This is a genomic window from Pedococcus sp. KACC 23699 (assembly GCF_045348425.1).
Classification (GTDB): Bacteria; Actinomycetota; Actinomycetes; order Actinomycetales; family Dermatophilaceae; genus Pedococcus.
Window position 1 is genome coordinate 1,044,149 of record NZ_CP157483.1, and the last position, 22,898, is coordinate 1,067,046.

13 protein-coding genes are annotated in these 22,898 nt (G+C 70.3%); 4 read left to right on the plus strand and 9 right to left on the minus strand.

Translation table 11 applies throughout. The annotated features are described in order from the left end of the window. Window positions 1-11 precede the first annotated feature (11 nt). From ABEG17_RS04860 to ABEG17_RS04870, 3 genes are read left to right on the plus strand one after another with little or no spacing between them, the layout of a single operon-like run. A complete protein-coding gene (locus ABEG17_RS04860; RefSeq protein WP_406832156.1) occupies window positions 12-1,157 on the plus strand; it encodes a DUF1972 domain-containing protein in 1,146 nt (381 codons plus the stop codon). Continuing rightward, on the plus strand, window positions 1,154-1,915 hold the full coding sequence (locus tag ABEG17_RS04865) for a CDP-alcohol phosphatidyltransferase family protein (protein ID WP_406832157.1): 762 nt from the start codon (window positions 1,154-1,156) through the stop codon (window positions 1,913-1,915). Before ABEG17_RS04860 ends, ABEG17_RS04865 begins: the two co-directional genes overlap by 4 nt. Window positions 1,916-1,953: 38 nt before the next feature. Further along, a complete protein-coding gene (locus ABEG17_RS04870) occupies window positions 1,954-3,069 on the plus strand; it encodes a glycosyltransferase family 4 protein (RefSeq protein ID WP_406832158.1) in 1,116 nt (371 codons plus the stop codon). Window positions 3,070-3,124: 55 nt separating this feature from the next. Here the strand turns inward: ABEG17_RS04870 and ABEG17_RS04875 are convergent, their stop codons facing one another. From ABEG17_RS04875 to ABEG17_RS04885, 3 genes are all read right to left on the minus strand, one after another. Beyond that, on the minus strand, window positions 3,125-4,483 hold the full coding sequence (locus tag ABEG17_RS04875) for an AAA family ATPase (RefSeq protein WP_406832159.1): 1,359 nt from the start codon (window positions 4,481-4,483) through the stop codon (window positions 3,125-3,127). A gap of 199 nt (window positions 4,484-4,682) precedes the next feature. Then, window positions 4,683-5,612: a glycosyltransferase family 2 protein gene (locus ABEG17_RS04880; RefSeq protein WP_406832160.1), complete on the minus strand. Its 930-nt coding sequence runs from the start codon at window positions 5,610-5,612 to the stop codon at window positions 4,683-4,685. Beyond that, on the minus strand, window positions 5,605-6,771 hold the full coding sequence (locus ABEG17_RS04885) for a glycosyltransferase (RefSeq protein WP_406832161.1): 1,167 nt from the start codon (window positions 6,769-6,771) through the stop codon (window positions 5,605-5,607). Before ABEG17_RS04885 ends, ABEG17_RS04880 begins: the two co-directional genes overlap by 8 nt. 115 nt (window positions 6,772-6,886) lie before the next feature. On the opposite strand from ABEG17_RS04885, the gene ABEG17_RS04890 reads away from it, so the two are divergent. Further along, complete coding sequence (locus ABEG17_RS04890; RefSeq protein WP_406832162.1) at window positions 6,887-7,900, plus strand: glycosyltransferase family 2 protein; 1,014 nt, start codon at window positions 6,887-6,889, stop codon at window positions 7,898-7,900. Window positions 7,901-7,904: 4 nt separating this feature from the next. Here the strand turns inward: ABEG17_RS04890 and ABEG17_RS04895 are convergent, their stop codons facing one another. From ABEG17_RS04895 to ABEG17_RS04920, 6 genes are all read right to left on the minus strand, one after another. Beyond that, window positions 7,905-9,356 carry a lipopolysaccharide biosynthesis protein gene (locus tag ABEG17_RS04895; protein WP_406832163.1) on the minus strand — a complete coding sequence of 484 codons (1,452 nt, stop codon included), beginning with the start codon at window positions 9,354-9,356 and terminating at the stop codon, window positions 7,905-7,907. Further along, window positions 9,353-10,765 carry an O-antigen ligase family protein gene (locus tag ABEG17_RS04900; RefSeq protein ID WP_406832164.1) on the minus strand — a complete coding sequence of 471 codons (1,413 nt, stop codon included), beginning with the start codon at window positions 10,763-10,765 and terminating at the stop codon, window positions 9,353-9,355. The genes ABEG17_RS04895 and ABEG17_RS04900 overlap by 4 nt, the downstream gene beginning before the upstream one ends. 118 nt (window positions 10,766-10,883) lie before the next feature. After that, window positions 10,884-12,473: a right-handed parallel beta-helix repeat-containing protein gene (locus ABEG17_RS04905; RefSeq protein ID WP_406832165.1), complete on the minus strand. Its 1,590-nt coding sequence runs from the start codon at window positions 12,471-12,473 to the stop codon at window positions 10,884-10,886. 49 nt (window positions 12,474-12,522) lie between these two features. Then, window positions 12,523-13,080, minus strand: coding sequence for a hypothetical protein (locus tag ABEG17_RS04910; RefSeq protein ID WP_406832166.1), 558 nt, complete (start codon window positions 13,078-13,080; stop codon window positions 12,523-12,525). Window positions 13,081-13,487: 407 nt separating this feature from the next. Further along, complete coding sequence (locus ABEG17_RS04915) at window positions 13,488-19,112, minus strand: PKD domain-containing protein (RefSeq protein ID WP_406832167.1); 5,625 nt, start codon at window positions 19,110-19,112, stop codon at window positions 13,488-13,490. Between the two features lie 36 nt (window positions 19,113-19,148). Further along, window positions 19,149-22,889, minus strand: coding sequence for a PKD domain-containing protein (locus ABEG17_RS04920; RefSeq protein WP_406832168.1), 3,741 nt, complete (start codon window positions 22,887-22,889; stop codon window positions 19,149-19,151). Window positions 22,890-22,898: the final 9 nt, after the last annotated feature.

Below are 22,898 nucleotides of genomic sequence, written 5' to 3' on the forward strand. Positions count from 1 at the left end.
CAGGTTCCGGCATGCGCATCGCCATGATCGGGACGCGCGGAGTGCCTGCGCGTTACGGCGGCTTCGAGACGGCCATCGAGGAGGTGGGCCAGCGCCTCGTCCGCGCTGGTCACGAGGTCACGGTCTACTGCCGTCGCGCGCCTGGGCAGGAGGCCCTCGACGAGTACCTCGGGATGCGGCTCGTCACCCTCCCGGCCGTGCGCCAGCGCGCCCTTGAGACGTTGAGCCACACCACCCTCTCCGTGCTGCACGCCTCCCTGGACCGACGGCCCGACGCGGCGTTGGTCTTCAACGCCGCCAACGCCCCGCTCCTGCCCGTGCTGCGTGCGCGGGCGATCCCGGTGGCCACCCACGTCGACGGGCTCGAGTGGAAGCGAGCCAAATGGGGACGCCGCGCCAAGCAGTACTACCAGCGAGCCGAGGCCATGAGCGTCCACTGGTCCGATGCGCTCATCGCCGATGCCGAAGGCATCGCTGACTACTACTGGGAGAAGTTCTCAGCGCCTACTCGGCTCATCTCCTACGGCGCGCCACGGGTCGCGGCCGACCCGTCGGCACTTGAGGGGACGGGTCTTCTCCCACGGGCCTACCACCTCGTCGTGGCCAGGTTCGAGCCGGAGAACCACGTGGCCGAGATCGTCGAGGGGTACTCCGCGAGCGGTGCTCGGCATCCGCTCGTCGTCGTGGGGGGTGCGCCGTACGGCGAGGCCTACACGAAACGGGTCCACGGTGCGGCCGACGACCGCGTCCGCTTCCTCGGGTCGGTCTGGGACCAGCACCTGCTCGACCAGCTCTATGCCAACTCGCTCGTCTACTGGCACGGGCACTCCGTCGGCGGGACGAACCCCTCGCTGCTGCGGGCCATGGGTGCCGGCGCGTCGACGAACGCATTCGACGTGTCCTTCAACCGCGAGGTGCTGCGCGACTCCGGGGCGTACTGGTCGACCCCCCAGGATGTGGCGCGGCGAGCTGAGGAGGCGGAGTGGGACACCGTGACCACCGCGGCCCGCGGCCGAGCCTCCCTCGTGGAGTCCGAGCGGTACGACTGGGACGATGTCGCCGCCGCCTACGAGCAGCTCTGCTCCGACCTCGCCACCGGGCGCGTGGCGGAGCCCCTGCGCACCACCACACCGGTCTCCGAGGTGCTCGCACCATGACGGCGACCTCTCGGCCCACACGGCCTGCGGGCAGCGAGAGCATCCGTCAGACCCGCCGGCGCCTGGCGTCGCACGGCAAGCCGATGCGCGGCGCTCCGGCCTACTCCCGCTTCGTCAACCGGCCACTGGGTCGCGCGATCGCCGCCTGGGCCCACCACGTGGGGATGACCCCCAACGGGGTGACAGCCATCAGTGCTGCCCTGTCGCTGCTCGGCATCCTCGTGGTCGCGCTAGGCCCCAGCAGGTCGCTCGCCGCGACCCTGGCCGTCCCCGTCCTGCTCGCTGCGGGGTATGCCTTCGACTCCGCGGACGGCCAGCTGGCACGACTGCGTGGTGGCGGATCCTCCCAGGGTGAGTGGTTGGACCACGTCGTCGACTGCCTCAAGATCAGCGCCTTGCACATCGCCGTCGTCATCGGCGTGCACCGCGCCGGTCTGGACCTGAGGTGGGCCCTCGTCCCCCTCGCGTTCCTCCTGGTCGCCAACGCCTTCTTCTTCTCCTACATCCTGACCGACCTGCTCAACCGGCTCCGGCCTTCCGGAGCGCCTCAGCGCCCCGAAGGTGCCCCTCTCCTGCGCTCGCTGCTCAGCGCGCCCACTGACTACGGCCTGCTGTGCGTCGCTTTCGTCCTGTGGGCCTGGCCCGCCGCCTTCCTCGCCGTCTACGGCGTGCTGCTGCTGGGCACCGCCGGCTACCTGGCCCTCGGACTGCCCAAGTGGTTCAGGCAGCTCGGGGTGCGCTCGGTCGGGGACCTGTGACCCGTCTGCGTCCCTCACGGGACGAACGGCAGACGGTCGTGGTGGTGCACCCCGGTGCCGAGCTCTACGGCTCCGACCGGATGGTGCTCGAGACCGTGCGCGGCTTCGTGTCCTCCGGCACCCCCGTGGTCGTGGTGCTTCCCGGGGAGGGACCCCTCGCCGTGGCCCTGCAGGAGTCGGGGGCGGACGTCCGGACGATGCGTATGCCGGTCCTTCGCAAGGCAGCACTGCAGCCGGCAGGTCTGGTGCGGCTCGCGACGACGCTTGTGACCAGTGCTTGGCCCACGCTCCGTCTCCTTCGAGACTTCCCGCGCGCCGCGGTCTACGTCAGCACCTTGACTCTCCCGTCCTGGATCGTCCTGTCCCGCGTCATGGGTCACCGCACGGTCTGTCACGTGCACGAGGCGGAACGGCACCCGAGCACCGCGATCTCGCTGGCCCTCGCTTTCCCCCTCGTGCTCGCGCACCGCGTCGTCGTGAACAGCCGCTACTCCGGGACGGTGCTGACGGACGTCCTGCCCCGCCTGGCGACTCGCATGAAGGTCATCTACAACGGTGTCCTGCCGCACTCGGGTGGCTCCGACCCGGCCGCCGAGCTCACGCAGGGCCTGCGCGTGCTCTACGTCGGTCGGATCTCCCCGCGCAAGGGCCCAGATGTCGCCGCCAGGGCCGTGCGCCTGATGCACGAGCGTGGCGAGGCGGTCTCGCTGGTCGTCCTGGGTTCCACGTTCCCTGGGTACGAGTGGTTCGAGGAGCAGCTGCACGAGGAGCACCGCGACCTCGACGAGGCCGGCATCATCCGCTTCCGTCCGTTCAGCCGCGACGTGGGTGCGGCCCTAGCGCAATGCGACGTCGTCGTCGTTCCTTCGGTGCTTCCGGAGCCCTTCGGCAACACCGCGGTCGAGGCGATGCTGGCTTCGCGGCCGGTCGTCGTCAGTGACTGCGGCGGCCTGCCCGAGGCCGTCATGGGGCAGGCCGGCGCGCAGCTGGTACCTCCCGGCGACCCTGTCGCGCTGGCGGAGGCCCTCACCCACCTGGTCCACGACTGGGACCGCTGGGGTCGGGTGGCGCGCGAGCAGCAGCCGGCGGTCGTCGAACGCTTCGACCCCCGCCGTTACCGGCGCGAGATCAGGTCGGCCGTCCTCTCCGGTTGATCCTGCGACGGCCTCAACGGGTCAGCCGGTCCGGCCCGGCACCCGGCTCAAGCCGTCAGCCGTTCCCCGCAGTGGCACCGGAGAGGACCACCCCGGACATGACCTGCTCGCGAGGGATGGCATCCAGGGCGGCCTTGTTCACCACGAGCCCGGTGGGTGTTGACGTCATCGCCACGAGGGCGTCTGCGGCCGCTCTGATCACCTGAGCGGAGTTGCCGAGGTGGTCCACGACCAGCAGCACGGCGTCCGCGTGCTCGAGGGCGATCGGGGCCTCTGCACGGGCCAGCACAGGGGCGGCGTCGACGATGATGGAGTCGTACTGCGACCTGAGCTCGTCGAAGATCGCGTTCTCGTTGTCGCGCTCCGCCGGCGACAGTTCCATGCCGTGCTTGGCGCCGTAGGAGAGGAAGTCGATCCGCCGGGGCTGCTGCACCTGGACCACGGCTTGGTCCAACGACGCGCCACCGCGGATGACGGCGGAGGCCGGGAAGGGCACGTCCACGCCGAGCAGGGCCGACAACGCGGTGCTGAAGGCGGCATCGACGATCAGCACCCGCTGACCTCGCTGGGCGAGGGCTCCGGCCAGACCGACGGCCACGTGGGTGGTGCCTGCGCCCCTGGTGGGGGCGGTGACGACGATGACCCCGTGGGGGGGCACACCGAGGTAGGGGAGGTTACGGGCCAGCCGGTGGCTGGCCAGACGCAGCGACTCCTCCGCCTCGACCGCCCAGACATCCCTCATCGCGGCATCACTGAGCTTGGGGATGATGCCCACGACCGCGGCACCGGTCATCGTGGCGAGCGCCTCCGGTGAACGACCCGAGCGACGGCGCGACCGCGCCACGGCGAGGGCCAGCCCGAGACCGGCCCCCAGGAACAGGCCGAACAACGACGAGAGCGCGACCTTGGTCAAGGAGGTGGTCCTGCTGACATGGGGGCCGTCGATCGTGGTGAAGACGACGCGGCTCCTGGTGGTGACCGTCCCCTCCACCAGACCGTTCACGAAGTCGGTGTACTCCGCGGGGAAGGCCTGGGCGATGCGCAGGGCCTCGTCCCTGGTCGCGCCACCCACCGAGACCTGCATGATGACGGTGTCCTTCTCCAGGCTGGCCGAGATACGTTGCGCCACCACGGCAGCCGACTCTGGCAGGTTGAGCCTGGTCACCAGCCGCTGCGCGAACTCCGTGCTGTCGGCGACCTTGACGTAGGAACCCATGCGCTGCAGAGCCAACGTCGACTGCGAGACCTGGACCCCGTCGGCCGCGCCGCTGTTGGCGAAGACGCGGATGTTCGCCGTGTAGGCAGAGGGCTTGCTCAGCTCAAAGTAGGCACCCACGACGAGCCCGAGAAGAGCGGGGATGAGGACCAGCGCCCACATCCGCCGCACGGCCGACCACACGCTGTAACGGTCCACGCCCGCCTCCCGCTCAGGTCCATGACGGGCTCATCAGGGTCGAACCACGACGGCGTCATTCTCGCACAGGGACCAGTCCCTCACCGCCATGTCCACGAAGGTCCGTCGAGGCGTTTCCCTGACTGGAACGCCGGTCCCTGTCGTCGGTCGGCCGACTCGGCTGACCAGCCACGCAGGGGTGAGCAGAGCGCTGCGACCCTCAACGCGAGTACTCCTCGAAGACCGCTCCGAACGAACCCGAGGCCATGCCGAGGCCTCGCGCCGCAGTGCGCAGACCCTTGGCCCGGCGCTCCTGGGAGCGGGTGACCACACCGAGCACGAAGCGCGCCAGACCAGCGAGGCAGCGCAGCACACCTCCAGCCACGTCCCGCACCCGGACTGCATGTCTGGCTCGCGCCGTCGCGGCGAGCGCCTGGTTGACGATGGCCGTGGTGTTGCCGTGGCTCCACGCGCGCCGAAGGACCCAGCTGGGCGACATCCGGTCGGTCGGGACCTGGTCGACCACCTGCGACTCCTCGCACCAGACGATGCGGCCCCCGCGCGCGGTGAGCTGGCTGGTGAAGAAGGTGTCCTCGCCCCCGCTGAGTCCGAAGCGGCGGTCGAACGCCATGCCGAGGTCCCGCACCTGTCGCAGGTCGAGGAAGAGATTGGTCGTCGGGGCGGAGGGGACGACCGTGCCGGTCGGCAGGGACCGCCTGCGGAAGAAACCCCCTGCGACGATCCAGCTCGACGGCGGGGTGAGGTAGTGCTCCACCACCTTGCCGGCCACGGCGGCGGCTCCCGTGTGCCGCCACGTGTCGACCAGGGCGGCCAGCCACTGCGGCGCGGGACGCCCGTCGTCGTCGAGGAAGGCGAGCAGGTCCCAGGAGGTCGACTCGTCGAGGGCCCGCTGGCGCACGGCGGCCAGCCCGGGCTCCGGCTCGTGGACGTAGACCACGTCATCGCGACCGAGGGACTCGACCACAGGCCGGGCACCACCCTCGGGGTCGTTGTCCACCAGGAGCACCCGCACCTCCATACCGTCCCGTTCACGCAACGCGGTGGCGTGGTCGACGAGCAGCGGCACGAGCTCGCGAAGGTCGTCGTTGCGGCGGAATGTGGGCACCGCCACCGTCAGGCGCTCAGCCACGCGTCACCTCGACCCGGGGCGGCCGGTGGGCGGCGACCACCTCGTCGTAGAGGTCCTCGAGCACGGCAATCTGGTGCGCGGCGTCGAAGTGCTCGACCACTCGTTCGTGGCCGGCGTCCCCCAGTGCCGTCGCGAGCTCAGGGTCCTGCAGCACCCTCTGCAGGTGCCCGGCGAGCGCAGCCACGTCACCCTCGGGGGCCAGGAGCCCTGTCACCCCGTCGATCACCGCTTCCGGGACACCGCCCGACGCATACGAGACGACGGCGGCACGAGCGAGCGCGGCCTCGACCAGGACCAGGCCGAAGGCCTCTGCGTCCCCGGGCAGCACCTCCTTGGACGGAGCACCCAGGACCCGGGTGCGGCCCATCAGGTCGCGGACCTCCCCTGGCGTCCTGGTGCCGAGGAAGGTGATGTCGCCGTCCGGGACCTGCGCCGCCATGGACTCCAGCCGCGCACGCTCCGGCCCGTCCCCCACGATGCGGAACGGCGTGGCGCGCCGCAGCGCGGTCGGCAGCATGGCGTAGGCCTGCAGCAGGTCGTCCACCCCCTTGAGGGGCACCAGGCGGCCGACGAACAGCAGGCCTTCTCGGCTGTCGTCCTCCACCTGCCGGGGCGCAGCCCGACCATCGAGCGGTATGCCGAGGTAGTGGACCCGGACCTTGTCGGAAGGAGCGCCCAGGTCGACCAGGCGCGAGGCGATGTAGTGGGAGACGGGCAGGAGCAGGTCGGCGTAGTCGAACACGGCCTCGAGCCGTCGGCTGTAGCGACCGGTGGGGTCCTCCTGCGGAGCGCGGACCACGTCGTGCCCGTGGAAGGTGACGACGAGCGGCAGACCGTGCCGGCGCGCGACCGGGAGGACCTCCGTGGCACCGGTGCCGAAGTGGGCGTGGACCAGCTCTGGCCGCCGGCGCCGGATGGTCGCGTCGTAGAGCCCGGGGTAGCCCAGTCGGGACATCGGGCCCACCAGCTTGGCGCGCAGACCGTGGCGCACGAAGGGCGCCACGTCCGGCACGACCTCCAGGCCGCGATCCTCGTGGTAGAGCCCGAGCGTCAGGGCGTCCCAGCGCCGCAGACCACGGACGTGGTCACGGACGAAGGTCTCGGAGGGTGGGAGCCACAGCGAACGCCAGACGGCGACGGTCGGACGTCGGTCCTGCACTGTCGCACCGTCCCCACGTCGCTCCGGCCGGCGGCCACCGGATCCTGCCCTCATCCTAGTTCTGGCCCGGATAGCATCGCGACCAGATCAGGGGACTTCAGGGAGTGAGTGCACCATGTCGCAAGAGCCGCCAGGCCCGAGGTGCTCAAGCGTCGTCCGGCGCCCCGCCCCGGACGGGCAGCCCTCCGTCGTAGTCGGTCTCGCGACCTACCGCCGTCCGGCCGACCTGGCGCGCGCGCTCCCGGCCGTGCTCGCCCAGGTCGAGGAGCTGGACCGGGCGACGGCGCGCCTCGTCGTCGTCGACAACGACCCGCAGGCTTCGGCTCGTGGGCAGGTCGAGGGCGCCTCGCCCCTGGTGACGTACGTCCACGAGCCGCGCCCAGGGATCTCCGCAGCCCGCAACCGCTGCATCGCCGAAGCCGCGGACGCAGACGCCCTGGTGTTCATCGACGACGACGAGGTGCCCGACCCGGGGTGGCTCCAGGCCCTCGTCGACGCATGGGTCGGCTGGGGGTGCGCCGCGGTCACCGGGCCGGTGACGAGCATCTTCGACGGGGACGCCGACGACTGGGTCCGCGGAAGCGGAGTGTTCGCCCGCACCGAACGGGTCACCGGCTCGGTGAACCCGGGCGCCAGCTCGGCGAACCTGCTGCTCGACCTCGCGGTGCTGCGGCGCCTCGGGATCTCGTTCGACGAGGCCTTCGGGCTGAGCGGCGGCAGCGACACCATGCTGGCCCATTCGCTGCGCAGCCGCGGGGAGCAGATCCGTTGGTGCCAGGAGGCGGGCGTCACCGAGCACGTGCCCGCCGAGCGCTCCCGCCGGGCCTGGGTGTTCTCCCGCGTGATGAGGACCAGCAACACCTGGAGCCGGGTCGGCATGGCGTTGGCAGCCACGCCTGCCCGCCGCGCACGCAAGCGTCTCGAGCTGACGGCGCGGGGGGTCGTGCGCATCGTGCGCGGCAGCCTTGAACGAGTGGTGGCACGCACGTCCTCCGACGCTCCGCGCGACGCGCGCGGAGCGGTCGAGGTGGCGAGCGGGCTGGGACTGCTTCTGGGGGCCTGGGGGTCCGTGCGCTACGAGTACCGACGCCACTCGGGCAGCGACAGCGTGGGCAGCGACACCGCCTGAGTGGTCACCGTCGGGCTGCCAGCGAGCGCGACGTGGCGACGACCGGCTCGAGGTCGCGTCGCACCCACGGCAGGACGAGCGCGGCGACGGCCACCCAGGCCACGCTCATTGCCGTCCCGGTGGCGAGCGATGCGACGGGGTCGGAGAGCAGCGACGTGCCCACCCAGGCCAGGAGACCTGCCGGTAGTATCACCAGCAGCAGGGCGCGGGCAGACTGGGCGAAGAGTGGTCGGGCGTCGATGTCGGCGAGGCGGCACACGATCCGCAGGCTGACGGCCCAGTGCAGCACCGCCACGACCAGCTGGCCCACGGCCACCCCCAAGGGCCCCCACGGGAGCCCGGCGAGGATCATCACGACCATGATGGGTCGGGACACGAGGTAGAACTTGAACAGCTGCGACGCGAAACCTCGCGACACCCACATCTGGTAGTTCGCCGAGTCGATGCCCTTGAAGACACCGCTCAGGGCCAGGACCCCCAGCAGGGGGGCCACGCCCTGCCAGCTCGGCCCGAACAGGATGGCCACGATGGGCTGCGAGAGCCCTGCGAGCACCGCGAACCCCAGTCCCAGCGAGTAGCAGATCACGAGCTGGAACCGGCGGAAGTAGCGCTCGTAGCGGACCGGGTCGTCCTGGACCTTGGACAGGATCGGCAGGACGACGCGTCCCAAGGGGGCGTTGACCTGCTGCAGCGGGACCTGGAGCAGCTGGTAGGCCCTGCTATAGAGCCCCAGGGGACCGGACCCCCACACCGCGCCGATGCCCACGTTGTCGAGGTTGTTGACGGCATACCCCAAGAGGTTGGTGCCCAGCAGGTTGGCCCCGAACCTCGTGAAGTGGCGCATCGGCACGTCGCGCCGCGGACGGCCCGGCCGCCACCGCACCTGGGCGACGTTCATCAGGCAAGTCGTGACCACGAAGGTCGCCTGCTGGGCGACGATCGACCAGTACCCCGCGCCGCTCACCGCGCACACGATCGCCACCGCGATGCCCAGCACCTGGGCCGCGACATCGGTGAGTGCGAGCGCGCTGAACCGCAGCGAGCGGCTCAGGTCGGCGCGGTACTGGGTGTTGGCGCCCGAGACGACGAACAGCCACGCGAGCGCGAGGACGATCGGCACGATCCGGGGGTCACCGTAGACGGCGCCCAACAACGGGGCGCAGGCGGCAGCAACCACGCTGCAGGCGGTGCCGATGCCGAGGTTGATCCAGAAGAGGTTGGTCCGCTCCGCGGCCGAGAGCCTCGGCGCCTGGATCGCCGCGGAGGAGAGGCCGAAGTCACGGACGATCTCGGCCACGTTCAACACCGCGGTGACCATCGCCACGATGCCGACCTCGCTCGGGGTGAGCAGACGCGACAAGACCGCCAACGAACCGATCTGCAGGACGAACCGGGCGCCCTGGGCGGCGAAGGTCACGCCGGCACCACGGGCGGCGGTGCCGCTGATCGTGCTCACCGGCGCGCCGACACGGGGGCGCGGTGGGACCCGGGAGCGTGCTGGGGCACGGAGGGACGCCGGGGCACGGGGGAACCCTGCGGTGCGGGGACCTGCCCGCGCGAGCGGGGTGCGGACCCCGGGTGCTGGCGCCGGGCCGAGACCGGGTGCGGCCGTCCGGCGCCGGCGCTCGAGCGGGGGCGGCCGAGCGTACAGAAGCCGGCGAGGGCGCACGCCGTCCACACCAGGGCGGGGGCGGCCGTCACTCCCGACAGCGCACTGAACGTCTGCGGCACCACCACAGCGACAGCCGCTCCCCCGGCGATACCGGGGAGGTACGACCGACCCGCGGCACGCACCACGGTCCACAGCATCACACCGAAGTACAGCACGGCGACGACGAAGCCGAGGTCGATCGTGTACATCAGGAAGGCACTCTCGAAGCTCGTTCCCAGCCCGGCTCCGCCCGAGACGTCGAAGCTTGCGTTGAGGCCGTGGCCGAACCACCGGTAGTCGTCGAAGTGCTGCGCGAAGTACTCGAGGGCCAGCTTGCGGGCCGTGGACGAACCCGTGTCGTCCTGCACGCGCGCCAACAGGCTGTCCACGACGCCCAGGCGCACGGCGACCGCCGCTGCAGCGACAACGACGACGAGCACGGCCACCCGGCGGTCCAGCGGCACTCTCGCGCGGAGGACGAAGTACAGGGTCCCTGCCACTGCGACGCCCGTCCCGACCCTGGACTGGCTCATCAGGATCCCACCCGCGAACAGCACCATCAACGTCATCGCCAGCCAGGTGCGCCGCAGCCCGGTGAGCCAGAAGATCGCGAGACAGAGGAACAACGACAGGACCAGCGGGTGGTCGAACGTCCCCATCCAACGGTCCGGGGAGGTCCGGCGGAAGACCTGGCCGTCGTAGTCCGAGGCGTAGAGCAGGGTGGACCCGGTGAGCTTCTGGGCCAGGGCGATGACGGCCTCGAGGCTCGCCAGACCGATCAGCCACCGACGGATCAGCTCGACGTGGGCCGGCTGCTCGAGCACCGCGGCGCCGATGAGGAAGAACAGGAGCACGGGCCCGAGCACCTGGTTGACACCCGTGGTGATGCTGGCGTGGCCCAGGCCGTTGAGGTAGCCGGTGACCAGGGACACCGCCGCCACCATCGCCAGCAGCACGGTCCACTCCGGGCGGGCCCTGACCACGTCCCGGAGGGACCTGGGGGCGTAGAGGACACGCACCCCTGTGGCCACCAGCACCAGGACGACGGCCGGTTGCAGGGCAAGGACCCCGGAGGTCTGTCCGGTCAGCTGGTGACCGGCGACCCCGGGCACCAGGCACCACAGCGTGACGGCCATGAGGACCACGACGACAGGTCGGCGGGTCAGCAGGACGGTGGCGCTCACGCAGACGACGAACCAGAGCGCGAGCTGCATGCCTCCCCCTCCACCTAGGACCTCCACATCCTATTCGACCCGGGGGTGGCGCCCCGACGACCCGCGACGACGGTCGCGGCGGGTCGACGGGGTCGGACCGACCTGGTCGTGGTGCAGGTCAGGGCCAGTACCCCAGGTGCCTGCTGCCGGGCTCTCGACCCAGCTTGGCCGCGACGTCGGCGGGCAGGGGCTGGGCGACGCTCGATTCCATCGACGACGCGGTCGGGGTGAGCGAGAAGCTCGATCCCACGGCGGAGGCACCCCGGATCAGCCTGCTGTTGGCATCCTGACCTCGCTGGGTAGTGAACGTCGCCGGCGAGTCGTAGACCGCTGGGTCCGTCCCCGCACGGGCCCACACGATCATCCACCACGGTGACGGCGCGACCGGCGCGCTGTAGAGGTTGCCGTCGATCTGGAACCCCGCGCTGGAGGCGTCGAGGACGTGGGTCCAGTCCTCCACCGACAGGAAGGCCTTGCCGGACTGGATGACGTTGTCACCCACGCTGCTGTTGCCGATCGTCCAGGGCATCTCCGGGTCCGGGAAGGGACGCCGCGTGTCACGACACGACGCGCTGTTGCTCTGGTTGCGGCTGTCCTTGGAGAAGTCGATGGCCTTGGTCGTGCCAATGATGGTGTTGTTCCACAGCTTGACCCGGTCGGTCCCCCGGGCCACGAAACCCTCGTCGTTGTTGTTGGTCAACAGGTTGCCTGCGACCGTGGCCACGGACGAGACCTCCAGGAAGATGCCGCGGCCAGAATTGTCGCTGACGCGGTTGTTGACGAGGGTCATGTCGTAGCAGGACATGTCCATCCAGACGCCATTGCCGGTCCCGCCGCTGACCACGGAGTTGCGCAGCTCGAAGTACCGGCTGCTGGTCAGCTTGATCCCGCCGGCTGCCGGCATCTGGTTGAAGGACTGGTTGTTGCTCTCGGTGATGCTCGAGCTCAAGATGCGCAGGTTGTCGACCTGGTGGCCCTGGACACCCAGCTGACCCGACCGAGCGATGCTGACGTGGTCCAGGACGCTGTTCACGCCGAACACCCCGACCGCGCCGGTGGCGCTGTCGTCCACGACCACGTTCTCCAGCCGGAACGAAGCACCCCGCGCCGTGATCACGCCTTGGTGCGGCACCGAGCTCGCGAAGCGGCGAACCCCGATTCCCCTGATCGTCACGTCTGCTGCGGCGATGTTGAACGCGCGGGGCAGGTCACTGCTCCGGACGTCCTGGCCGGACGGGTCGGAGCCGAGGTAGAGCAGCGCCGAACCCTGGTCGACGTAGAACGTCCCGGGGACGAGCTGGCTCAGGGAACCGACCTGCCTCTGTTGCACGCCACCCAGCCAGACCATGTCCGGGTGCGCCGCCATGGGATAGCTCGGGTTGACGAACTGCCAGTACTGGGTGGTGCTGTCCGGCGCCCCCCAGGTGAAGGTGGGGCTGGAGTCGAGCCGGACGTTCCAGGGGGCGGCCCAACCGACGGAACCCTGCACGAAACCGCTGACGCCCCTGGTCCCGTCCATCCAGACCACCTCGCCCGGGTAGGACTGGACGGTGACCGCCTTCCCGGACGGGATGGTGACGCTCTCGTGGTACGTGCCGCCGCGCAGGACGACGGTCCCGCCGGACGGCGCTGCCGCGATGGCGGCACCGATGCTGCGCTTGGGTGCCGTGACGCTGCCCGGGTCGCTGTCGTATCCCGTCGGGGACACGAAGAGAGCTCCTGCCGGGACGGGGTATGCCGTCAGCCCCGGGGCGGCGCTACCGACGGAGGGCGCCATCGGTGCAGGGGTCGTGGTCACCGGCGGGGGTGGGGTGGTGGTCGTCACCGGCGGGGGTGGGGTGGTGGTCGTCACCGGCGGGGGTGGGGTGGTGGTCGTCACCGGCGGGGGTGGGGTGGTGGTCGTCACCGGCGGGGGTGGGGTGGTGGTCGTCACCGGCAGGGGTGGGGTGGTCGTCACCGGCGCAGGAACCGTCGTGGTGGTCGTCACCGGCGGTGGCGTGGTCGTCACCGGCAGGGGTGCGGTGGTGGTCACCGGCGCAGGAACCGTCGTCGTGGTCGTCACGGGCAGGGGTGCGGTGGTGGTCACCGGCGCAGGAGGCGTCGTGGTGGTCGTCACCGGCGGGCGGCTGGTCGTCACGGGCGATGGCGTGGTCACCACGGGCAGGGGTGGGGTGGTGGTCGTCGGCGACGGGAGCCGCGTGGTGCTGGTGGGTGAGGGCAGCCGTGTCGTCGTCGTGGTGGATGGGGTCGGTCGCGGCCGTGACGGGACCGGCGTCGGGTGCCAGACGACCGGGCGCCCCTGGGGCCACTGCCACCCCCAGCTCGATCGCGGCACGGGACGGGCGTCGGCGACCGTGGCGGAGGCTGCGATGACGCCCACACTGACGGCGGCGATCGCAGCGAGCCGGCGGCGACGGGAGACGCCGAGTGGGCGGGAACGGGTGTCGGACATGACGGGGGGCCTTCCGGGGGAGGATTCCGGTAGCTCGGGGCCCACCCACGGGTTCCTGCACCTCGAGCGAGGCATACGTTAAAAGTCGTCGTACAAATGACGCGTGTCGGTTGCTGCGCGGATCCCCTGAATGGACTAGTGCGAACCAACCCTCCTCATGACCGTTGGGTAAAGGGATGTCCAACCCGGGACGCGATCGAGCCCAGCAGGCAACCGCCTGCTGGGCTCGATCATGTGTCGTGCCGGGGGCGATGGCCCCCGAGCGTCTCCTCAGTTGCCCGTCAGGCGAGCCAGGAGTCCGGTGATGCTGACCGTCACGGGAGCGTTGGTCGCCGAACCGGAGAGGTAGGTCACGATGCCCACCCCACCTGCGGCCTGCAGACCCGTGGCCGAGTCGGTGGACGACACCAGCCAGGTGATCGGCTCCGTGGCCGAGGTGGCCCAGACCCTTGCCCGCAGGGCGGTCGGAGTGGTGCCCCACGTCTGCATGCGCACCGTGTAGGACGTCCCCGCCGTGTAGGTGGCCCCAGGGAGGATCTTGGAGGTCAGTGCCGTCTCGACCCCACCGACGACCTTGACGAGCGCCACGGTCATCGCGCCCGATGACGCCACCGTGACCTTGGTGCGGTACCCGTCAGCCGTGCCGCCGCGGCCCACGACGCTGGCGATGTAGCCACCGCCGGTGGGGGCCTTGTTGAACTTCACCTGGAGCTGGACGTCGGTGTCCGTGGAGGACACCGAGCCCAGGGCTGCTGCCAAGCCCTTGCCGGGTGCGGCAATCGCGAGGTTGCCCCAGCCCCCATTGACCGAGAAGGCCGATGTGCTGCCGGACAGGGCCCAGGCGCCACCAAGGTCAGCCGCACCCAGCCCCGTCGTGAGCGTGCGGGCGAAGGTGTCCTTGGCCAACGGACCGTTGACACTCACCGCGCGGGTGGCGGTGCCGGTCGCAGCGCCGTTGTCCGTGACCGTGAGCTTCACCTGGTAGGTCCCTCCAGTGGCGTAGGTGTGGGTCGCCGTGGCGCCCGTCCCCGTCCCGCCGTCACCGAAGTCCCAGGCGTAGGAGGCCACGGTGCCGTCGGTGTCCGACGAGCCCGACCCGTCGAGGGTCACCTTGAGGTCCGAGACCGTCGAGGTGAAGGCCGCCGTCGGCGCCGCGTTGGACTTGACCACCACGGCCTTGGTGACCGAGCCGGTCGCACCGCCGTTGTCCGTGACGGTGAGCTTCACCTGGTAGGTCCCGTCTGCGGCGTAGGAGTGGGTCGCCGTGGCGCCCGTCCCCGTCCCACCGTCACCGAAGTCCCAGGCGTAGGACGCCACGGTGCCATCGGAGTCCGCCGAACCCGACCCGTCGACCGAGGCCGTCATACCCGTCGCCGTCGACGTGAAGGCCGCCGTCGGCGCCGCGTTGGACTTGACCAGCACCGCCTTGGTGACCGCGCCGGTCGCACCGTCGTTGTCGGTCACGGTGAGCTTGACCTGGTAGGTGCCGCCGGTGGCATAGGTGTGGGTCGCCGTAGCGCCCGTCCCAGTCCCACCGTCACCGAAGTCCCAGGCGTAGGACGCCACGGTGCCATCGGAGTCCGCCGAACCCGACCCGTCGACCGAGGCCGTCAGACCCGTCGCCCTCGACGTGAAGGCCGCCGTCGGCGCTGCGTTGTCTGGGACGACCACAGACTTGGTCGACGTCGCCGTGCCGCCACGGTTGTCGGTGACCACGAGCTTCACCGAGTACGTGCCACCTGCCGTGTAGCGGTGCGAGGCAAGCTTCCCGGTACCGGTCGCACCGTCGCCGAAGTCCCACGCGTAGGAGGCGATGGACCCGTCGGAGTCGGTCGACGCGCTCGCATCCACGCTCACCGTGCGTGCCGCCATCGAGGAGTCGAACGCGGCGGTCGGCAGGACGTTGGGCAGCTGCCCACCACCCTTGGTGAAGTGGTCACGGACGGTGGCCGCCGCGAGCACGCTGGAGTAGACGGCGACCTCGTCGATCGAGCCGGCGAAGAAGTTGCTGTCCGCCCAGCTCGTGTCACCGCCGACGCGCCAGTAGCCGGTGTAGGGCTGCGCCGCTGTCTGCGGGTTGGTGCCGACCAGGTCACCGTCGACGTAGAGCGCCATGCCGTCGGGGCCCTGGGTCGCCACCATGTGGTGCCACGTGCCGTCGTTGTAGGACGCGGAGGAGCCGACGATGTTGGACTGACCCGTCCAGACGCCGAACTGCAGCTGCCCCGAGGCAAGCATGTAGACGTGGCGGTCGTAGTTGCTGCTGGTGTCGGAGTTGCGGTCACCGAAACCGATGAGCTTGCCACCGGCGGTCGTCGTGGTCTTGAACCACAGCTCTTCCGAGTAGACCGTGGGGTTGGTCACCGGTTGGGTGGCCCCCACCCCGGTGGTGGTCCCGTCGAACGCCGCGGCCTTGTCGCCACCCGGGACTGCGCCGTCGACGCCGTAGGTCACACCGTTGCCGAAGTACGCACCCGGGTTGTTGCCGGTGGCGTCGGCGGCCATCGGGCCACCGGACTCCCCCAGGCGCCAGTACAGGTCGGGCGCCGAGGCTGCCACGGCCGCACCGTAGGTGTCGGTCGGCGGGGCGATGAGGGTGACGACCGCACTGGTCGCGCCCGTGGCACCGCGGTTGTCCGTCACGGTCAGGGAGACCGTGTAGGAGCCACCCGTCGTGTAGGTGTGGACCGGCTTCGGGTCGGTGGAGGTCGTACCGTCGCCGAAGTTCCACGCGTAGCTCGCGATGGTGCCGTCGGGGTCGCTGGACCCGGTGCCGTCAGCGGTGAGCTTCAGGCCGGCCATGGACTTCGTGAAGGTTGCCGTAGGCGACTGGTTGACGACCGTGCCGCCACCAGCGCCGTAGTGGTCCTGGACGTCAGCGAGGCTCAGGACCTTCGAGTAGACGGCCACCTCGTCGATGCGGGCATCGATCCAGTAGCTGTCCGCGTCACCCCAGTGGGTGTCGCCACCCACACGCCAGTACCCGGTGTAGGGCTGTGCCGAGGTCTGCGGGTCTGTGCCCACGACCGTGCCATCCACGTAGAGCTTCATCCCGTCAGGGCCTTGCGTGGCCACCATGTGGTGCCAGGAGCCGTCGTTGAAGCTCGCGCTGGACTCGGCGATGTTGGGTTGGCCGGTCCACGTCCCGAACCGGAGGCGGCCGTCATTCAACATCCAGACGTGCCGGTCGTATCCGCTGCTGTTGCCCGTCGGGTCGGTCCCGAAACCGATGAGCTTGCCGCCTCGCGTGGTCGTGGTGTTGAACCACAGCTCCTCGGAGTAGACGCTCGGGCTGTCGAACGTCGAGGCCGAGGTCAGGTTGCCGTCCACCCCGTTGAAGGTGACAGAGGTGTTGCCGTTCCCCGACAAGGGGCCGGGCTGGCCCAGGGTGACGCCGCCGGTGTACTTGCCCGCGGTCTGACCCATCGTGTCGACGGCCATCGTGCCCGACGTCTCGTCCATCCTCCAGAAGAAGTCGGGCGAGGACGCGTAGACCTTGGCGCCGTAGGAGTCGGTCGGGACCGGGGGTACTGCGACGGTGCGGCCGCTGGCCACGTAGTGCGCGCGGACCTGGCTGAGCGACAGCGGGGTGTCGTAGACGGCGACCTCGTCGACGGAGCCGGCGAAGTAGCTGCTCGTCGGCTGGGCCGGCCAGCCACCGAGGCTGTCACCACCGATCCGCCAGTAGCCGTCGAAGGACTGTCCCGCCGTCACCGAGGGGATCTTGCCGACCCGGACGCCGTCGATGACCAGGCTCATCCCGTCGGCGCCCATGGAGGCGACGACCTGGTGCCATGCACCGTCGTTGTAGGAGGCGGGAGTCGTGATGACCTGGGTGCCTCCGGAGTAGACGCCGAAGGCGATCTGGCCCGAGTCGGTCATGTAGACGTGGCGGTCGTAGTTGTTGCTCAGACCGTCGGCGTTGTTGCCGAACCCGAGGATCTTGCCCCCGGTCGTGGTGGTGGTCTTGAACCAGGCCTCGGCCGAGAACGAGTTCGGTCCTGGCTGGGTCACGGCGGTCGCGGCATACCCGGTGGCGCCGTCGAGGGTGACCGCGGTGTTGCCGGTGACCGCGCCGTCGGCACCGAAGGTCAGGCCCGCGCGGGTGGACAGGTCGTGCCCGGCAGAGCCGCCGTCGAGGGCGATGTTGCCGCCGGCTTCACCGAGGCGCCAGTAGTCCACCGGGTTGTCACCGATGATCGTGTCGCCGTAGGCGCCGATGCTCGAAGACACCGAGACCGAGTTGGAGACTGGGCTGTCGAGCGCGTTGCCGTTCGGGTCGGTGATGCGGACCCGGTAGGTGTGCTTCCCCGCGGGCACCGACGTGTCGGTGACGGCCAGGTTGGGCAGGGTCCAGTAGTTGGTCTTCACCTTGAAGGGGGCGCCCACCTTGGTGACGCCGTCACGGGTCACTTGGTACGACAGCTCCTCGTTGTCCTTGTCCCAGGCCGACCCGAAGGCCACCCGAACCACGCCGGGGCGCACGGTGCCGGCGGTCGTGGACGGGACCGGCCTGGGCGGCTTGGTGTCGTAGAGGGGGCCGCTCTTCAGGTCTGCCGTTGCTCCGATGCCGAAGCGCACGAGGCCCTGCTGCGCGGCACCGTTGACGTAGGGGAACTCGCCCGCCACGGTGACGTAGTCACTGTTGCCGGAGATGCTCCAGCCAGCCTGGTACTGCCCGGTGAAGGAGCCGTTGGACCACGCCGGGAACCAGTGCAGCAACGAAGGCGACGGAAGCCCGGTGTAGTCCCATCCGTAGGCGTCCGTACGCGTGATGGTTCCAGCAGGTGCCGTGGTGAAGGCCAACGAGTTCTGCCAGCGCACGCGAGGGTTGGTGTCGGGGAACTCGTTGATGGCCGTGCAGTCGTGGCTGTGGCCGACGCTGTAGAAGACGTCGCCGATGGGGGCGCCGCTATAGGTGTCGCCGAGGCAGTCGTAGACCCAGCGCAGCGAGCCGTCGTCGGGGTTGGCGGCAAAGCTGCCCTCGAACGTGGCGCCGGTGCCGAAGGCCCAACCCGTGCCGTAGATAGTGGTGCCGTCCGTCGTCAGGGTCGAGATGGCGCCGTTGACCGAGTTGCGGATGCGGTTGTTCGCCAACCACGTGCCGACCGCACCGGTGGCTGCGTCTACCGCGCCGCTGCCGTAGACCGGAACCCCGCTGAGGTTGGTGAACTGGCCACCGATGATGACCCTGGACCCGTTGGGGGTGACGACCAGGGCCCACACGATTCCGTCCGCGCCCGGAGCCCAGCTCGTCAGGGCACCGGTGCCGACGCTCGAGGCCGCCAGGCTGCCGCGCTTGACCGAGTTGACCGAGGAGAAGGAGCCGCCGTAGTAGACGGTGCTGGGGCTCACGGTGATGGCGCGTACCACCCCGTTGACGTTCGGGGCGAACCCGGGCACCAGGTTGCCGGTGGCGACGTCGAAGGCCGCGATGTGCCCGCGGGCCTGCCCGTCCACGGTGGTGAAGTCGCCGCCGACGTAGATGCGGGTGCCGTCAGGGGACTTGGCGATGGAGCGCCCCTGAGCGTTGAGGATGTGGTTGAAGGTCGAGATCCTCGTGCCCGTTCGGATGTCGTAGGCCAGCAGGTGCCCGACCGTGATCTCGCCCGCGCCCCCCACCGGGACGCCCGGCGGCCGGGCTGTCGTGAAGTTGCCGGTGACGTAGACCGTGTTGCCCACGATGACCTGCTGCCAACCGACACCGTTGATCTGCCACGTCGGCAGCGACTTCGCTGAGGCGGTCTGCGGCACTCCGGGCGCCGGGTTCACGTCGGCGTGCGCGGGAGCTGCGAATGCGAGCGGCAGCCCTCCCGCGAGGAGAGCGGCGACCATCGCCGAGACGAGCAGGGCTGCGGCGCGACGAAGGTGGCCGTAGGCGAAGCGTGAATTCATGGTTTCTGCTGTCCGTCTCGAGTGAGTGTGGGCGGTCTAGTTGCCGGTGGGTCGGGCGACGAGGTTGTCGAACGACGTCGTGAGAGGTGCGTTGGTGGCGCTGCCCGACAGGTAGGTCCGCAGACCGATGCCTCCCGGGACCTGCAGGGAGGCCGTGCTGTCGGTGGCCTCGGCGACCCAGGCGCCCGGCTCCGCGGTGCCGGCCTGCCACACCTTGACCCGCAGCATGGCGGGAGCGGTCCCCCAGGTCTGCAGCCGCAAGGAGACCGGGGCGCCGGGAGCGACGGTGAGGCCGGTGACCGACCGCGTGACGAGGACGGTCTCGGTGTTGGCCACCACCTTGACCAAGCTGACGACGACGCCGCCCGTGGCCGTGACCTGGACCTTGGCCCGGTAGGCGTCGGAGAAGGTGCCGCGACTCGTCACGGAGACGAACTCACCCCCACCGGTGGGCAGCCTGTCCAGCGCCACGTCGACAGCCAGGTCCGTGTCCAGCGACGAGACCGAGGCCAGGTGCGCGGCCGCGCCCCCACCAGCGGACACGTTGCGCATGACGCCGGTGCCGCCGGTCACCGAGAACAGGCTCGTGGACCCCAGGAGCGACCAGGCGCCGCCGGCCTCGGACGAGCCCCATCCCGAGCTGACGGTGCGCCCGAACGAGTCGAGGGCGAAGGGGCCGTTGACCAGTACCTGCCGTGTCGCCGAGGTCGTAGCCCCGCGGTCGTCGGTCACCGTCAGGACCACCGAGTAGGTGCCGGGGGCCGGGAAGCGGTGGGTGACCATCCGGCCGCTGCCCGTGGTGGAGTCACCGAAGGCCCATGCGTAGCCGGCGATGGTCCCGTCCGGGTCCGACGAGCCGGACGCGTCCATGCTTGCGGTGAGGTCTCCGGCTGCGGAAGCGGTGAAGGCCGCAACAGGCGCCTGGTTGGCCGGCAGCACCGTGATCGACCGGGTCACCGTTGCCGTGGCACCGCTGTCGTCCGCGACCGTGAGCTTGATCGGGAACGTCCCCGCGACGGAGTACGTGTGGGTCGTCGTCCGGCCGGTCCCGGTGCTGCCGTCGCCGAAGTCCCAGGCGTAGCTCGACACGGTGCCGTCGGGGTCGGACGACGGTGACGCATCCACCGTCACGGCGAGGGCCGCTGCCGACGTCGTGAAGGCCGCAGTAGGAGGAGCATTGACGACCGTCACCGTCTGCGTGGTCGCCGCCGTGGCTCCCTGCGGGTCCGCGACGGTGAGCGTCACGACATAGCTGCCGGGCGCCGCATACGTGTGGTTGACCGTGGCCCCCGAAGCCGTTGCCCCGTCCCCGAAGGTCCACGAGTACGAGGCGAGGGGACCGTCGGGGTCCGAAGATGACTTGGCATCCACCGACAGGGTCCGGCCCGCGGTCTTGGTCACGAAGGCTGCCGTGGGAGGAAGGTTCGTCAGGGTCCTACCGCTGGCCCGGTAGTGTGCGCGCACCACGTCGAGGCCGAGTGCGGAGGGGTAGACGGCGACGTCGTCGAGCGAGCCGGAGAAGTACCTGCTCGTCGGCGCGCTCGGCCACCCGGTGAGGGTGTCTCCACCGAGCACCCACTGGCCGAGGACTCCTGCGGCCGCCGAGGTGGTCGTCACGTCCCGCCCCACCTGGACGCCGTCGACGTAGAGGCTCTGACCAACCGGCCCGAGGGCCGCCACGGCATGGTGCCACTGGCCGTCGTTGTACGACTGGCTCGAGGCGACGACCTTCTTGACGCCGGGGTTGACGCCGAACAGGACGTGCCCCGCGTCGTCGAGGTAGAGGTTGCGGTCTGCCACCGTGCTGGAGCCGTCCGTCCGGTCGCCGAAACCGATCAGCTCCCCGCCGTTCGTCGCCGTCGTCCTGAACCACGCCTCGAGCGAGAAGGAGGCGGGGGCGGCGACCGGACCCCCTGAAGGGTTGGCGGACGGCAGCAGGCTTGCGGCGGTACCCGCCAGGGTCACGGCCGCATCGCCGTCGCCCGAGCCGCCCGTCGCACCCCACGTGACGCCGGGGCCCCCCGTGGCGTCGTACCCGTTGCCGGTGAAGTCGTATCCCGTCGGACCCTGCGACTCACCCAGGCGCCAGTAGGCCGTGGGGTTGTTCGCCAGGACGGCGTTGGCGTACCCCGACGTCGCCGCCGGGACGGTGACCGCGTTCGACACCGTGGTCCAGTTGGTGTTGCCCAGGGGGTCGGTCACCTTCACCTGGTACGTGTGGTTGCCGACCGGGACGCCACGATCGGTGACCCCGACCAGGGGTGTGGTCCAGAAGTTGGTCTTGAGGGTCGAGCTGTTCACGAGCGTGGTGCCGTCCCGGTACACGTCGTAGGTCAGCGTCTCGTTGTCGCGGTCCCAGGCGGAGCCATAGGTCAGGCGGACGACACCCGGACGGACCGCGACCGCCGTCGTGGGCACCACCTTGGCGGGCAGCACATCGAAGCGAGGACGTGCCTTGTTGGGCGCCAGGGCACGGATGGCGAAGCGGGTAAGTCCCTGTTGGTAGGAGTTGTTGACCAGCGGGAATTCCCCGCCCAGGGCCACGTAGTCGGTCGTGCCGACGACGCTCCAGGCAGCCTGGGACTGTCCCGATGCCTTGCCGTCCTCGAGGCTCGGGAACCAGTGCAGGACCGATGGCGCACGTTGCCCGATGAAGTTCCACTTGTATGCGTCCAGCTTGGTGATGGTCTGGGTCGGCACCTTGGTCATCGCGAGGGCCCTCTGCCAGCGCACGCGGGGGCTGGTGTCCGGGAACGCGTTGATGACCGAGCAGTTGTGAGCGTGCCCGACGCTGTAGAGCACGTCGGTCGCGGGGAAGGTGGAGTAGGTGTCGCCGAGGCAGTCGGCCACCCAGTTGATGCTGCCGTCAGCGGGGTTGAGCGAGAACGAGCCCTCGAAGGTGCCGCCGGTGCCGAACGCGAAACCCGAGCCGAAGACCGAGGTGCCGTCGGTGGTCAGCGAGGTGATGCCGCCATTGTCGTAGTCCTTGATCACGCTGCTCGCGGCCCAGGGCAGCACGCCGCCGCTGATCGGGTCGACGGCCCCCATGCCGTTCGCGGTCACACCGCTCAACGTCAGGAACGAGCCCCCGATGATGACCTTGGACCGGTCGGGGGACATGAGCAGGGCGCGCACGTCGGAGGTCGACGCGGTCGGCGCCCATGCCATCGAGACCCCGCCGTTCACTGCGGCGAGGGCCGCCAGACGTTGCCGGTAGAGGGTGCCGACATGGAAGAAGCCGCCGCCGACGTAGACCCAAGGACCCGACGTGGTGATGGCCTGCACCTTGCCGTCCAACGCGGGTGCGAAGCTGGGCACCAGGGCCCCGGTGGCGAGGTCGAAGGCCGCGATGTGCCCGCGCGGCACGCCGTCGACGGTGGTGAAGTCGCCGCCGACGTACAGACGCTTGCCGTCCTGGCTGACGTGCAGCACGAGGCCTTGCGCGTTCAGGGTGTGGTCGAAGCCGGCGACGGGCTGGCCCGTGCGGATGTCATAGGCAAACAGGTTGCCGACGGCGACCTCTCCCAGGCCACCGACCGCAACGCCCGGGGGCCGAGCCGTCGCGAACTTGCCCGTCACGTACACGGTGTTGCCGACGACCGCCTGCGACCAGACCACGCCGTTGACCTGCCACGTGGGGAGCGCATCGGCCGAGACCGTCGCGGGGGTGCCTGGGTTGGGTGCGGTGTCGGCAGTGGCGACTGCAGCAGGCCCGCCCACGAGGCCGAGACCGACCACGAGGAGCGTCACGGCGAGCCCGGCGACGCGAGTGCGCACCCCGGCCAC